The organism is Pseudoalteromonas sp. SCSIO 43095 (assembly GCF_023650455.1).
Lineage (GTDB): Bacteria > Pseudomonadota > Gammaproteobacteria > Enterobacterales > Alteromonadaceae > Pseudoalteromonas > Pseudoalteromonas tetraodonis.
Window position 1 is genome coordinate 3,023,735 of the sequence record NZ_CP087995.1, and the last position, 15,006, is coordinate 3,038,740.

At 42.8% G+C, this 15,006-nt stretch carries 9 protein-coding genes, 3 tRNA genes, 2 rRNA genes and 1 pseudogene; 11 read left to right on the forward strand and 4 right to left on the reverse strand.

All coding sequences use genetic code 11. The features are described from left to right. Positions 1-51: 51 nt before the first annotated feature. Together LOC50_RS14255 and rrf are read left to right on the forward strand one after the other, a co-directional pair. Positions 52-2,938, forward strand: a 23S ribosomal RNA gene (locus LOC50_RS14255). A 133-nt stretch (positions 2,939-3,071) separates the two neighbouring features. Beyond that, positions 3,072-3,186 (forward strand): 5S ribosomal RNA (gene rrf / locus LOC50_RS14260). Positions 3,187-3,577: 391 nt separating this feature from the next. On the opposite strand, the pseudogene LOC50_RS14265 reads toward rrf, so the two are convergent. The 3 genes and pseudogenes from LOC50_RS14265 to uvrD form a co-directional block, all read right to left on the reverse strand. Continuing rightward, positions 3,578-4,665 (reverse strand): annotated as a pseudogene (locus tag LOC50_RS14265) (ABC transporter substrate-binding protein). After that, on the reverse strand, positions 4,634-6,724 hold the full coding sequence (locus tag LOC50_RS14270) for a GNAT family N-acetyltransferase (protein WP_250653405.1): 2,091 nt from the start codon (positions 6,722-6,724) through the stop codon (positions 4,634-4,636). Before LOC50_RS14270 ends, LOC50_RS14265 begins: the two are co-directional and overlap by 32 nt. Further along, positions 6,702-8,867 (reverse strand): DNA helicase II, encoded by a 2,166-nt coding sequence (gene uvrD / locus LOC50_RS14275; RefSeq protein ID WP_214553450.1) that lies wholly within the window; start codon positions 8,865-8,867, stop codon positions 6,702-6,704. The genes LOC50_RS14270 and uvrD overlap by 23 nt, the downstream gene beginning before the upstream one ends. 315 nt (positions 8,868-9,182) lie before the next feature. Between uvrD and LOC50_RS14280 the strand changes: the two genes are divergently transcribed. The 3 genes from LOC50_RS14280 to LOC50_RS14290 all read left to right on the forward strand — a co-directional run bounded on the left by LOC50_RS14280 (position 9,183) and on the right by LOC50_RS14290 (position 10,561). Continuing rightward, complete coding sequence (locus LOC50_RS14280; protein ID WP_013463755.1) at positions 9,183-9,407, forward strand: hypothetical protein; 225 nt, start codon at positions 9,183-9,185, stop codon at positions 9,405-9,407. 112 nt (positions 9,408-9,519) lie between these two features. Further along, entirely contained in the window at positions 9,520-9,888 is a 369-nt protein-coding gene (locus LOC50_RS14285; protein ID WP_036980872.1) for a YacL family protein, read from the forward strand. A gap of 52 nt (positions 9,889-9,940) precedes the next feature. Then, positions 9,941-10,561 carry a dUTP diphosphatase gene (locus LOC50_RS14290; protein ID WP_036980873.1) on the forward strand — a complete coding sequence of 207 codons (621 nt, stop codon included), beginning with the start codon at positions 9,941-9,943 and terminating at the stop codon, positions 10,559-10,561. On the opposite strand, the gene yrfG is transcribed toward LOC50_RS14290, so the two are convergent. Beyond that, a complete protein-coding gene (gene yrfG, locus LOC50_RS14295) occupies positions 10,554-11,201 on the reverse strand; it encodes a GMP/IMP nucleotidase (RefSeq protein WP_069440199.1) in 648 nt (215 codons plus the stop codon). The two genes, LOC50_RS14290 and yrfG, sit on opposite strands and share 8 nt — an antisense overlap. Before the next feature lie 286 nt (positions 11,202-11,487). On the opposite strand from yrfG, the gene nudE reads away from it, so the two are divergent. The 6 genes from nudE to LOC50_RS14325 all read left to right on the forward strand — a co-directional run bounded on the left by nudE (position 11,488) and on the right by LOC50_RS14325 (position 15,006). Beyond that, positions 11,488-12,060 carry an ADP compounds hydrolase NudE gene (gene nudE / locus LOC50_RS14300; protein WP_024601288.1) on the forward strand — a complete coding sequence of 191 codons (573 nt, stop codon included), beginning with the start codon at positions 11,488-11,490 and terminating at the stop codon, positions 12,058-12,060. Next, positions 12,053-12,850, forward strand: a complete 798-nt coding sequence (gene cysQ, locus LOC50_RS14305) for a 3'(2'),5'-bisphosphate nucleotidase CysQ (protein ID WP_036980876.1) — start codon at positions 12,053-12,055, stop codon at positions 12,848-12,850. Before nudE ends, cysQ begins: the two co-directional genes overlap by 8 nt. Before the next feature lie 241 nt (positions 12,851-13,091). Further along, positions 13,092-13,168, forward strand: a tRNA-Met gene (locus LOC50_RS14310). Between the two features lie 312 nt (positions 13,169-13,480). Continuing rightward, positions 13,481-13,557: transfer RNA gene (locus tag LOC50_RS14315), tRNA-Met, on the forward strand. 67 nt (positions 13,558-13,624) lie between these two features. Further along, positions 13,625-13,701 (forward strand) — tRNA-Met (locus LOC50_RS14320). A gap of 690 nt (positions 13,702-14,391) precedes the next feature. Continuing rightward, complete coding sequence (locus tag LOC50_RS14325; protein WP_024601286.1) at positions 14,392-15,006, forward strand: trimeric intracellular cation channel family protein; 615 nt, start codon at positions 14,392-14,394, stop codon at positions 15,004-15,006.

Sequence of the window (15,006 nt, forward strand, 5' to 3'; positions counted from 1 at the left end):
ACTTCTGGCGAAGTTAAACTGTCACAAAACAAAGACCCGTTTGGGTTGTATGGTTAAGTGACTAAGCGTACACGGTGGATGCCTTGGCAGTTGGAGGCGATGAAGGACGTATTAACTTGCGATAAGCCTAGTCAAGCTAGTAAAAAGCACTTGAGACTAGGATTTCCGAATGGGGAAACCCACCTGCTTGCAGGTATCGTTAACTGAATACATAGGTTAACGAGGCGAACGCGGAGAACTGAAACATCTAAGTACCCGTAGGAAAAGAAATCAACCGAGATTCCGAGAGTAGCGGCGAGCGAAATCGGAACAGCCCTTAAGCTTATTATGTGTTAATGGAAGGCTCTGGAAAGTGCCACGATACAGGGTGATAGTCCCGTACATGAAAACGCATTTTAAGTGAAATCGAGTAGGTCGGAGCACGTGAAACTTTGACTGAATATAGGTGGACCATCATCTAAGGCTAAATACTCCCAACTGACCGATAGTGAACCAGTACCGTGAGGGAAAGGCGAAAAGAACCCCTGTGAGGGGAGTGAAATAGAACCTGAAACCGTGTACGTACAAGCAGTAGGAGCAGACTTGTTCTGTGACTGCGTACCTTTTGTATAATGGGTCAGCGACTTATATTTTGTAGCGAGGTTAACCGATTAGGGTAGCCGTAGGGAAACCGAGTCTTAACTGGGCGAATAGTTGCAAGGTATAGACCCGAAACCCGGTGATCTAGCCATGGGCAGGTTGAAGGTTGAGTAACATCAACTGGAGGACCGAACCCACTAACGTTGAAAAGTTAGGGGATGACCTGTGGTTAGGAGTGAAAGGCTAATCAAACCGGGAGATAGCTGGTTCTCCCCGAAATCTATTTAGGTAGAGCCTCGGACGAATACTTACGGGGGTAGAGCACTGTTAAGGCTAGGGGGTCATCCCGACTTACCAACCCTTTGCAAACTCCGAATACCGTAAAGTACTATCCGGGAGACACACGGCGGGTGCTAACGTCCGTCGTGAAGAGGGAAACAACCCAGACCGCCAGCTAAGGTCCCAAAGTCATAGTTAAGTGGGAAACGATGTGGAAAGGCCCAGACAGCCAGGAGGTTGGCTTAGAAGCAGCCATCCTTTAAAGAAAGCGTAATAGCTCACTGGTCGAGTCGGTCTGCGCGGAAGATGTAACGGGGCTAAACTATGCACCGAAGCTGCGGATTCAAAATTTATTTTGAGTGGTAGGGGAGCGTTCTGTAAGCCGTTGAAGGTGACCCGGGAGGGTTGCTGGAGGTATCAGAAGTGCGAATGCTGACATGAGTAACGATAATGCGGGTGAAAAACCCGCACGCCGGAAGACCAAGGGTTCCTATCCCATGTTAATCAGGGTAGGGTAAGTCGACCCCTAAGGCGAGGCCGAAAGGCGTAGTCGATGGGAAACGGATTAATATTTCCGTACTTGGTATAATTGCGATGGGGGGACGGAGCAGGCTAAGCAAGCATGGCGATGGTAGTCCATGTGAAAGTGTGTAGGCTAGTGACTTAGGTAAATCCGGGTTGCTGTTAGGCTGAGACACGAGACGAGTCACCAAGGTGATGAAGTTGCTGATGCCATACTTCCAGGAAAAGCCTCTAAGCTTCAGATTATACCGAATCGTACCCCAAACCGACACAGGTGGTCAGGTAGAGAATACTAAGGCGCTTGAGAGAACTCGGGTGAAGGAACTAGGCAAAATCGTACCGTAACTTCGGGAGAAGGTACGCTCCTATCTGTGATGAGACTTGCTCTCTAAGCGGACGGGAGCCGCAGTGACCAGGTGGCTGGGACTGTTTATTAAAAACACAGCACTGTGCAAAATCGCAAGATGACGTATACGGTGTGACACCTGCCCGGTGCCGGAAGGTTAATTGATGGGGTTATCTTCGGAGAAGCTCTTGATCGAAGCCCCGGTAAACGGCGGCCGTAACTATAACGGTCCTAAGGTAGCGAAATTCCTTGTCGGGTAAGTTCCGACCTGCACGAATGGTGTAACCATGGCCACGCTGTCTCCACCCGAGACTCAGTGAAATTGAAATCGCAGTGAAGATGCTGTGTACCCGCGGCTAGACGGAAAGACCCCGTGAACCTTTACTACAGCTTGGCACTGAACATTGAACCTACATGTGTAGGATAGGTGGGAGACTTAGAAGCAGAGACGCTAGTTTTTGTGGAGTCGTCCTTGAAATACCACCCTTGTAGTTTTGATGTTCTAACGTTGGCCCCTGAATCGGGGTTACGGACAGTGCCTGGTGGGTAGTTTGACTGGGGCGGTCTCCTCCCAAAGAGTAACGGAGGAGCACGAAGGTTGGCTAAGTACGGTCGGACATCGTACGGTTAGTGTAATGGTAGAAGCCAGCTTAACTGCGAGACAGACACGTCGAGCAGGTACGAAAGTAGGTCATAGTGATCCGGTGGTTCTGAATGGAAGGGCCATCGCTCAACGGATAAAAGGTACTCCGGGGATAACAGGCTGATACCGCCCAAGAGTTCATATCGACGGCGGTGTTTGGCACCTCGATGTCGGCTCATCACATCCTGGGGCTGAAGTCGGTCCCAAGGGTATGGCTGTTCGCCATTTAAAGTGGTACGCGAGCTGGGTTTAGAACGTCGTGAGACAGTTCGGTCCCTATCTGCCGTGGGCGTTTGAGAATTGAGAGGGGTTGCTCCTAGTACGAGAGGACCGGAGTGAACGAACCGCTGGTGTTCGGGTTGTCATGCCAATGGCATTGCCCGGTAGCTACGTTCGGAACTGATAAGCGCTGAAAGCATCTAAGCGCGAAGCAGGCCTCGAGATGAGTTCTCACTAGACTTTAAAAGTCTCTGAAGGGCCGTTGAAGACGACAACGTTGATAGGCAAGATGTGGAAGTGGTGTGAGCCATTAAGCTAACTTGTACTAATTACCCGTGAGGCTTAACCATACAACGCCAAACGCGTTTTATGCGACAGTTTAAGCAAGAAGTTAATATAACTAAAGTAGATACTTGAAAACTTTTATTATCAGAAATTCCAAATTTTAGTAAGCTTGATTAAATCGAACTTACACCAAATTTGCTTGGTGACAATAGCGTTTTGGACCCACCTGACCCCATGCCGAACTCAGTAGTGAAACGAAACAGCGCCGATGATAGTGTAGCATTTGCTATGTGAAAGTAGGACATTACCAGGCTCCAAATAAGAGAAACCCGTTACAGTAATGTAGCGGGTTTTTTTACGTCTGCAGAAAAGTAAAAACGCAGGTGAAAGGTAAAGGGCATCAGGTAAAAGGAAAATAATAAGCGCCTAATGCCGACTCTATACATTTGCTATGTGGCTCTCTACCGCTGTGGGCACCACGACACTCTACTGCGTTGTCGCTACGAAGTAGCGCACCGACTCCAAATAAGAGAAAGCCCGACTAGCAATAGTCGGGCTTTTTTACGTCTGGAATAAAGTGAAAATGCAGCTGAAAGGTAAAAGGCATCAGGTAAAAGGAAAACAATAAGCGCCTAAAGCTAGTACACTTAAAGCCTACTAACCGAACTTTTGTTATTAAGTGTTGTTTATAACAAATAATTAGCTTAGAACAGTCTATAGGCTTCGGTTTCCTGCTCTTGTGTGTTGTTAGAAGCTTGAAGTTCTTTGGGTTTAAATATAGCGCTTGGATCAATAAGTACGCTGTGTTTATCGGCTAGCTTAATTAATCCATGCATCATATTTCTTGTTTGTGGATCAATATCAAAGCCTATTTCAGTCAACTTATCGAGAGGTTTTATATCTTCTGCTTTGCTAAATGCCATAGCGTTAATATAACCCTCAAAATGAAGACGACTCGGTTTTTTAATGTTGCTCGCTTGCATATCGGCTAAAAACTCAGTACAAAAATTATCGTTACAATTTAGTGGGTTTGGAACAATCTCCGTTACCATAATATTTGATGGTGAGTTTACTTCATCAAATAAGTCAAAGCTGGGTACAAACGAAACGCTAGTATATTCAGGATTAAACCCTTGCTTTTGGGCGCTATTAATAAACTCAGAGAGTGGTTCATAAGTGCCGACTAAACAGATTGCCGTAACTCCGCTTAATTTTAAGGTATTAAGTGCTGACTCCACTTCTTGGCTATTGCGTTTGTAGCGAGCAACTATTACCGGTGTAAGGTTATATTTAGCGAGTGCTTCTCTTAGCCCTGATTCTACATATAAGCCAAATTCGTCAGCCTGTATAAACAGCCCTATTTTAGTATGTTTATGCTCTTCAACGAGGTATTTGATTTGTTCTTGTGCTTCGTCGTTATAGCTTGCTTTAGTAAAGGTATAATTGCATGGCTGGTTGGGGTACTCTTGGCACCAAACAGGGCATCAACTTTATTTGTGTAAATAAACTCACGAGTATTATTAACGGTTTGTTTGGGTTCATAGTGATCGTCAGCAACTAAAAGTAGCACCTTAGCGTCATTAATACCGCCAGCGTTATTAACTTTGTCAAAATAAACGCTGCTACCTTTATATAACTATTGGCTAATATTTTTAGCAGGACCAGTTAGTGCAGTAGACATGCCCAGCTTAATTACTTTGTCGTTGGTTTGCTCGGCACGCGCGAAAGTTTGCCCAAGCACTAATGCTATAAGGACAATGTTAAGGTTTACTATTATGCGAAATGCGCTCATACCAATTATTTACAGCCTTTTTAAATAATGTATTAAATGACTTTGTGCCATTCAAACCTAACTGACTTTGGATATTTTTCGGTGTCCAATTTTGTAATACTAGCCTAATAAAAACATATTGGAAATTATCGTCATCGGTTGGCAAGCTATACGGCAATGCCCAAAAACGTCGCCAGAGTAATGGTTTTATATTAAAAAGCTGGTAGTCACTTGTTAACATAGACTTTAATCTTGATTGCTCAGTGATACTGTCGGTATGAGTATTAAAATGAGAGACAATTTTCGCGACCAGTTGATAATCAAGCTGACTATAGTGATCGAGTAGTTGCAAAGGGAAATCGGCTTCGAACTGTGCTACTAATTGCTCTACTAGTTGCTCACTTTTAGTTAAGCTTTTAACAACTAATGCGCTGTGCTCGCCCGTTGCCTTATCTTTTTGAAAACCGAGTTTAACTAAATCAAAGCCATTACTTTGCCAAAAACTGAGTAATTGCGCATTGCCACCAAAGCTGGCACCAAACCAATGACACTCGCTCTGCAATTGCTGTTCACAGTATTTAAGTAACTGTGTGCCTATTTTTTTGTTGTGATGCTGTGGATCAATGGCAATACGCACCACGCGGGCGCAGTGTTGTTTTAAAACATCAGCATTAAAACTCAATTGTGCTAGCGTTTGTGCCATTAAGTGACCTTGAGGCCTACGCTTTCCTTGTGCTATTTCATTGCTCATGGCAGCATTAAATCCACCTTCAATCGCAGTTAAACAGACACCGAGAATATTATCACCTTGTTGGCAAACAAATACATGTTGTTTAGTGGCGTCTAGTAAGTGGCGTAAATCATTCACACTGGTCTGATAATGTGCCAGCGTTAGCAACCCAATCACTTGATAAAGTAGTGACTCGTTACTAGCAAGTTGATGTGCCTGTAATTGCTTAAATTGCAAAGGGGTAGAGTATAAGGTGAGGCTGTGATGTTCAGCATCTAAGGCTAATAACGTGCGAATGTGCTGCTCTAATGGGTCCTGCTTTGCAAAGCGAATAGGCTGTTCAAGAGTCATACTGCGCATATTTTTAAAATGCGTTTTAATGTAGCGAGTAAACTTTAGAATATAGCCGCGACCATTGCCTTCATAGCCAACCATGGTGCTTGAAAATACCACGCGAGGATAAAGGTGGAGTAGTTTTATGAGCATTGGAACAGGGATTGCTGCCGCTTCATCAATTAATAGCAAGTCACACTCAGGCTGTTCGTTAAGTAGTTGATCAGGTGCAATATATTGCATGTTTGCAATGCATTTATTGCCTGCTTGATACTCCAAATTAAGTGCGTTTGCTAAATGTTTAAAGCTGCTGTGCAATGCGCGAAATTGCATAGAGCTGATGAGGATTCTTTTATCGCTGAGCTCGCTTGCGGCAATCCCTAACGCCGCTGATTTCCCCCGTCCCCGATCAGCATTAATCAATAATGGTCTATTTGCCCGTCCGTGCGCGGTTTTTTTTATTAATTCAACACATTGTTGTTGTTCGGTAAAATCTATTGTACCTGCTGATGCATCAATGTCGGCAAGAGTAACCCAGTCATCTTGTTGATTAAAATGTAATAAGGAGGCGCTGCTCAGTAAGTGCTTTAAACGTTGATTAAAAAAGCTGTATTGATGCGCTTGTCCAAATGATTGAAATAATGGCAGCGCAGGATCGCACCAATGTTCAAGTGATTTGAGCGCTGGAAGTAATAGAATTAAAAAGCCACCCGCTTGAACTACGCCCGCCAAGGCTGCTAGTTTATCTGGCACCAGTCCACTGTAGCCATCATAAACAGCATGGGCGCACTCTTGCCCTAAAATTTGATGGGTATGCTCTGGCCAATGTGCATTAACTAAATTTGTGTTTTTAGAAAGAACAAAAGAGGGTTGCTGTAATTGAGCAAGCAGCTGAGTGCATTGCTCATAACACCAATTTTTATCGCCTGTAAGCAACAGTAACTGACGATGTTTAGCATTCGTTAGCTGCTGTTGCAGATGCTTTATAACGCGGTTAAACGGCTTGTAGTCTTGCATAAGCTGTTACTAACCACTTACTACCTAAGTCGTCAAAGTTAACCTGTACACGCGATTGTGCGCCGCTGCCTTCGTAATTAAGCACCGTGCCTATACCAAATTTAGCGTGCAGTACGCGTTGACCTAAGTTAAACCCGCTTTCCTCAAATGCCGCATGGCTTACTGATGCACTAAAGCGCCCTGCAGCAGGCGGTCTTGAGACTTGTGTTTTAATGCGAATTTCTTCTACGCAGTCTTCGGGTATTTCACGTAAAAAACGCGATGGGCTGTGGTATTTTTCTTGACCATATAAACGGCGGCTTTCTGCGTGGCTTATATACAGTTTATCCATAGCACGGGTCATACCTACATAACAAAGACGGCGTTCTTCTTCTAAACGGCCCGTTTCTTCATTACTTTGTTGTGATGGGAACATGCCCTCTTCAACACCGACCATAAATACCAGCGGAAACTCTAAGCCTTTAGCTGAGTGAAGCGTCATCATTTGTACCGCATCTTCATGTTCATCAGCTTGCCCTTCACCTGATTCAAGCGAGGTGTAGGCTAAAAAGCCTTGTAGTGGTGAACTAAATTCTTCCTCTTCAGGGAGTTCATATTGATCGCAGGCGCTAATTAATTCTTCTAAGTTTTCAACCCGAGCACGGCCTTTTTCACCTTTTTCAGCCTGATACATTGCCATTAACCCTGAGGTTTGAATGGCATATTTAGCTTGCTCATGCAGCGTTAAGTCACTAATTTTATCTTCAATATGCTCAATAAGTTCGACAAACTTGGCAACCGCTCCAGAAGCGCGACCCGATAAATGCTGTTGCTCTACAATGGCTTTAGCAGCATACCAAAGCGGCAAAGATTCAGCGCGAGCGCAGTCACGTATATGGCTTAATGTTTTATCGCCAATGCCGCGGGCGGGCGTATTAATAACACGCTCAAATGCCGCATCATCTTGGCGGTTACCCACTAAGCGTAAGTATGAAAGAGCATCTTTAATTTCTTGGCGTTCGAAGAATCGCATACCGCCATAAATTCGGTATTTTAAACCTTCTTGTAGCATCGCTTCTTCAAGTACCCGTGATTGCGCATTACTACGATATAAAATAGCCGCATCTTGTAGTGCGTTACCTGCATTAAGCCAGCTACGTAATTTGCTACTTACAAAGCGCGCTTCATCTAGCTCATTAAAAGCAGCATAAATAGAGATAGGTTCACCGTCGTTACCGTCGGTCCATAAACTTTTACCCATTCGCTCGGAGTTATTTTGAATTAACGCGTTTGAGGCTTTAAGAATAGTGGCAGTCGAGCGATAGTTTTGCTCAAGGCGAATCGTCTCTGCGTCAAAATCAGTTAAAAAGCGTTTAATGTTTTCTATTTTTGCGCCGCGCCAACCATAAATACTTTGGTCATCATCGCCTACAATCATGATACTGCTGGTATCGCCCGCAAGTAGTTTTAACCACGCATATTGAATGGTGTTGGTATCTTGAAACTCGTCTACAAGCATGTGCGCAAAGCGCTGCTGATAATGACGCAGCAAGGTTGGGTTATTTTTAAGAACCTCATAGCTACGTAGTAATATTTCTGCAAAATCAACTAGGCCCGCTCTATCACAAGCTTCTTGATAGGCCGCGTAAACACGCAGCATCATTTGCTCGTTAATATCGTATGCCTGAATATCTTTAGGGCGCAGAGCTTCATCTTTTTTAGCGCTTATATACCAACCAAACTGTTTAGCAGGCCATTTTTTGTCATCAATATTCATTGATTTTAATAGGCGCTTGATCATTCTTAGCTGATCATCAGAATCTAAAATTTGAAAGGCTTCTGGTAGGTTTGCTTCACGGTGATGAGCGCGCAAAATACGATGTGATAAACCATGGAATGTACCAATCCACATACCACCGACTGGTGCTTTTAAGGTTTCTTCTACTCGCGTGCGCATTTCTTTAGCGGCTTTATTAGTAAAGGTAACCGCAAAAATACTATAAGCAGAAGCTTGCTCAACCTGCATTAACCACGCGATACGATGAACTAAAACACGTGTTTTACCCGAACCAGCACCTGCTAATACCAGCATGTTTTGTAGTGGGGCTGCAACGGCATCGCGTTGTTTGTCATTTAAGCCATCGAGTAATTCAGAAACGTCCATCGTTACGCCTTTTCAATCAATAATGGGGGCAGTATAACAGGTGTTTTTGTTAGGCTAAATAAAATACTGTTTTTATAAACAGCTATTTATAAAATACGTATTTAAGTTGTTGAATAGTTAACAGTATAAACTGAGCAAGTAATTAAAATAACTATTTAAAATTGCTAATTTGACCTATATTTGGCAAAAAATACTAAACTGATAAATTCGTAATAATTTAACTACATGATTTGTAAGCTTTAATAAATTGGCATAAAGTGTGTAAGTATAAATAATAAGTACACATACGAAATTAATTAAACTACAGAGGTTAGTATGTCTCAACAAGGTTCTGGCGGTAACGTAATCGCAGCGTTATGTAATATTTTCTTCCCCGGTTTAGGGCAGTTGGTGCAGGGCCGTATTTTAGCGGCACTTGTTTTTGCAATTCTGGTTTTTGGCGGTTATGCGCTATGGTTTTTAGTTGTTCCAGCCGTAATCGGTGCCGTGTTCCATTTATGGGCAATTATTGATGCTGCACGCTATCGCTCAGGCGGTTAGCTAAATTGATGATACTAAATAGCGCCTTATGGCGCTATTTTTGTATCTGGCTTTCATTATTCATAGCTGATTAGGTTATAATCTGTTGCATTGGCAGTACTGGAATAAAGTTATGGAATATCAATTTATACGTGACCCTATTAGCGGGCTGCGCATTAAAATAAGCAGCGAGCATGCCCTAATTGGCCGCTGGTTAAACGAAGAAATTGGCAAAGAAAAAGTCGCGATGGTACAAGCACTTATTAGCTCGGTGAGTTCAAGCTTTGAACCGTTAACACTTAAAGGCCACGAAATTGACCTAATTCTTTCTAAAGATGAAGCATTATTCGAAGCGCATGCGTTGCATCAAGATAACGAAGATATATTAGCCTACCAAGATGATGAACTCATGCTGGAAGAGAATGATTTAAGCAGTGGTTGTGGTTTTGAAGACTTTGTTGACCTGATCAACTCATGGCATGAGTTTTCGGCTGGTCGTTAAGTTATATTATCTGTATTATTACCCTAATTATAAATCCAACAGTGGAACCAGTATGTCTGCGAATTTAAACAAACTAGTTGTTATGCTAGAAATGCAAAATGCCATGAATACCAAAGTACATGAGCAATGGTTTAGTCAAGGCTTTGAGTGGTATAGAGCTATTTGGGTTGAATGTGCAGAAATGCTGGATCATTACGGTTGGAAATGGTGGAAAAAACAAACGCCAGATACTGAACAAGTAATTTTAGAGCTGGTTGATATTTTTCATTTTGGTTTATCGCTACGTATCGACGGTAAGACCAGCTACGAGCAAATCGCTACGCAGCTACAAACTCAAATGAGCGCCCCACAACAAGGTGATGACTTCAAACAAACCCTTGAGCTATTAGCGGCCAGTGCGGTTGCCAATAAAACCTTTAATGCGGCTGCTTTTGCCGGTTGTATGGCACAAATCGGTATGGATATTGATGATTTATATCGTGGCTATGTGGGTAAAAATACGCTGAACTTCTTCCGTCAGGATCATGGTTACAAAGAGGGTAGCTACATTAAAGTGTGGCATGGCAAAGAAGATAACGAACACTTAGTTGAAGTAGTTAAAAGCCTTGATACTGAGCATGTAGATTTTGCAAAACAGGTATATCAAGGCCTAGTAGCGCGTTACCCTAAATAAGCTTACGGTAATCGGTGACGCTTAAGTAATCGGCTATTACATTATGCGGTTGCTGGCTATTAGGGTTAGCAACCGCAAGTAAATGCTCAATGCCGTATTCTCGTGCGGCATTTAATACCGGTAAGCTGTCATCTACAAATAATGTGCGGCGTTTATCAAACCCTAAATCCCCTTGAACCTTATGCCATAAACTTTGTTGCTCTTTACTTACCCCATATTCATGCGTTGACACCACTCCGTCTAAATAATTATCAATAGCGGTATGTTCAAATTTAAGCATTACGCATTCTGGATGAGCATTGGTAAGTAAAATGAGTTCTTTACCTGCACGTCGAAGTTCAGTTAAAAAATGCGGAACATCTTCACGTATTTTAATTAAATGTGCAGATTGACGCTTTAATTCGAGAATAGGTAAGTTTAGCTGTGCTTCCCAATAGTCAGAGCAGTACCACTGAATTTTGCCACTCACAGCCTGATAGCGTTTTAAGATATCTGCGCGGGCTTCCTCAAAACTGATATTTTGAGCCAGAGCATGTTGTTGTGGAACAACATTGAGCCAAAAGTCAGTGTCGTAATGTAAATCAAGTAAAGTCCCGTCCATGTCGAGTAATACAGTATCGATTTTTGACCAATTGAGCATGATATATCCTTGTGGAAATTGAGGCGTTAAATGATTACGTTGCGATGAAATGCTTGCAAGCGAAATATAATGGGCTCTGTTAATTGAACTCTAAAAACATATACCCAATGATGAAATATTAAGGGCGAATTCAATAACGGCAGATAAATATTTAACCTTAACTACGGGTAAGATATTTTATGATTAACTCTGCATTTAAATTGCTTTTAATTCAAACTGAAACTCGCATCTTATACTCATTTGGGTATATGATTAGTATAACTGCAATGATAGCAAATTGATGCCCATGACACAGAAAAAGCACCCAACACCACCACAAATTCTCAGTAATAATGTTGTCGCTAAAAGTCGCTTATTTACTGTGGAGTCTTTAGAACTAAAATTTTCAAATGACGAAGAGCGTCAGTATGAACGAATTCGCGGCGGTGGCCGTGGAGCCGTTATGATTGTACCCATCACAGCTGAAAACGAACTACTACTCGTTCGAGAGTATTGCGCCGGCACCAATGACTATCAGTTAGGTTTCCCTAAAGGATTAATTGACCCCGGTGAAACACCTGAGCAAGCGGCAAACCGAGAGCTCAAAGAAGAAATTGGCTTTGGTGCAGAATACTTTGAAGCACTTAAAACGGTCACTATGGCGCCTAGTTATTTCAATGCCACTATGCATATCCTCTTTGCTAAAGATTTATACCCTGAAACCCTATTAGGTGATGAGCCAGAGCCATTAGTGCTTGTTAAATGGCCACTTGCGCAGTGGCAGTCGCTATTAGAACAACCTGACTTTACTGAAGCACGTAGTGTTGCCGCTCTGCTATTATTAGATAAGTACTTAGCCTCAGGAGCGACTAATGGATAAATTACTTGAACCATGCATAACACTTGCCCAAAGTGCAGGTGATGCAATTATGGCTATTTATAAAAAAGATGATATTGGTCAACAAGAAAAATCAGACAGTACGCCAGTTACTAAAGCAGATTTAGCCGCAAACGATGTACTTGTTGCTGGCTTAAAAGCGCTAGCTCCCGATATTCCTATTATGTCAGAAGAGACGCCGATCCCAGCATTGGAAGACAGGCAGCACTGGCAACGCTATTGGCTGCTTGATCCGATGGATGGCACCGGTGAATTTATATTAGAAAGCGGCGACTTTGCCGTTAATATTGCGCTGATAGAAAATAATCATCCTGTATTGGGAGTGATTCATTGGCCAGCAAAAGACGTGACCTATTTTGCTACCGCTAATAATGGGGCGTTTAAGCGTAAAGGCGAGCATGATAAACAAATATTTGTAGCGCCTCCCGAAAGCTTAACTTTGGCTGTAAGTCGCCGCCAAAAAATAGAAGCCGTGAGTCAGTATTTAAATGCGCAATTTGCAACGGTGGCTTTAGGCTCATGTTCGCTTAAAGCTTGTATTGTTGCTGAAGGTAAAGCTGACTGCTTTTTAAGAATTGGTCCCACTGGTGAATGGGACACTGGCGCATCACAAGTAATAGTTGAAGAGGCGGGGGGGTGTATTACCGATGCTGAGTTTAACCCTCTGACCTATAACCAAAGGGAAAGCACAGAAAACCCAGACTTTATTGTTATGGGGCATCCCGATTGGGAGTGGCAAAAAATGATAAACCCACATCAGCGATTAGTGTAATAACCGCCTTTTGATGGGTTTTTGTTCACTTAAACGTTTTTAATTAGTAAAACCTTGCATTATAGGTTTATTCCTATATTATAGCGCTCTCTTCGAAACAGGCTTGTGAATAACACGATACTGTTACAAAGAAATTACAGGCGCGGGATGGAGCAGAATGATAAATCATTCGCCGGACTGCTTAAACCTGAAGTCGAAGGTCGTCGGTTCAAATCCGGCTCTGGGACTCTAAACATACAGGCGCGGGATGGAGCAGCCTGGTAGCTCGTCGGGCTCATAACCCGAAGGTCGTCGGTTCAAATCCGGCTCCCGCAACCAATTTCCTTTAGAGGTTTGAGGTTACTGTAAAAATGCTAGTTAAAGAAAAGCTCGTCGGTCTCAGCTCTTCATTAGCCAGCAAAGGTTGTCGGTTCAAATCCGGCTCCCGCAACCAATTTCCTTTAGAGGTTTGAGGTTACTGTAAAAATGCTAGTTAAAGAAAAGCTCGTCGGTCTCAGCTCTTCATTAGCCAGCAAAGGTTGTCGGTTCAAATCCGGCTCCCGCAACCAATTTCCTTTAGAGGTTTGAGGTTACTGTAAACTCTAACTTAAGAGATTAAATTAAGTAGTCGATAGACTTAAAATATACAGGCGCGGGATGGAGCAGCCTGGTAGCTCGTCGGGCTCATAACCCGAAGGTCGTCGGTTCAAATCCGGCTCCCGCAACCAATTTCCTTTAGAGGATTGGAAGCCAAGTTGTAATGTAAGCAACTATAAACAAATCTGCAATTTCAGGCGCGGGATGGAGCAGTCTGGTAGCTCGTCGGGCTCATAACCCGAAGGTCGTTGGTTCAAATCCGGCTCCCGCAACCACTGAAATAACATGTTTTATTAAATCGACACGCCTAAAGCGTGTTTTTTATGCTTAAAATTCAGTGAAATGGGTAGCTCGTCGGTCTCAGCTCTTCATTAGCCAGCAAAGGTCGTCGGTTCAAATCCGGCTCCCGCAACCACTGAAATAACATGTTTTATTAAATCGACACGCCTAAAGCGTGTTTTTTTATGCTTAAAATTCAGTGAAATGGGTAGCTCGTCGGTCTCAGCTCTTCATTAGCCAGCAAAGGTCGTTGGTTCAAATCCGGCTCCCGCAACCACTGAAATAAACAGTTATAGTATAGCAACACGCCTAAAGCGTGTTTTTTTATGCCTAAAATTCAGTGCGTCTAAAAGCGCGTCGGACTCAGCTCCCCATTAGCCAACAAAGGTTGTTGGTTCAAATCCGGCTCCCGCAACCACTGAAATAACATGTTTTATTAAATCGACACGCCTAAAGCGTGTTTTTTTATGCTTAAAATTCAGTGAAATGGGTAGCTCGTTGGTTCAAATCCGGCTCCCGCAACCACTGAAACAACATGTTTTTTATGCCTAAAATTCATATTCCCTCATGCTATTTTTAACACGTATACCTACTGTTCTTTTCTAATTCTACTTTTTGAAAGTGTTATTGCTGAATATTTAGTATGCTATGCGTTAAACTCTTTAAAACTTTTTGTAATAAAAATTATGACTGAACTCTATCACTGGTTTGATTTAATTGGCGTAGCGGTATTTGCTATATCGGGCACCTTGGTTGCCTATGAAAAGAAAATGGATGGCTTTGGTGTAGTTGTGCTTGCAACCGTTACGGCTATTGGTGGCGGTACTGTTCGCGATGTGATACTCGATCAACCCGTATTTTGGTTACACGATCAAAGCTACTTCTATGCTATTTTAGCAGCAGTGCTTGTTACAACACGACTGATCAATAAACAAAAATCGATTCCTTATTATGTTTTACAAACAGCCGATGCATTTGGTTTAGCCTTTTTTGCGGTAATGGGAGCACAAAAAGCGCAATTGGCCGGTATGCCTGATATGACGGTTATTATTATGGCGGTGATCACCCCCTGTTTTGGTGGATTGATTCGCGATGTGCTTGCCCGCGATATTCCTATGCTGCTCAAAGGTGAGCTCTATGCTATTACCTGTATTGCTGGTGGTATCGTGTATACGTTAGCTATAAACCTATCTTTAACGGTGGAAGTGGCGATGATCTTGAGTATGTTAATGACCTTATTGCTGCGCTTTTCGGCCATTAAATGGAAGATTATATTACATGTTTTTAAATATCCTGACTAA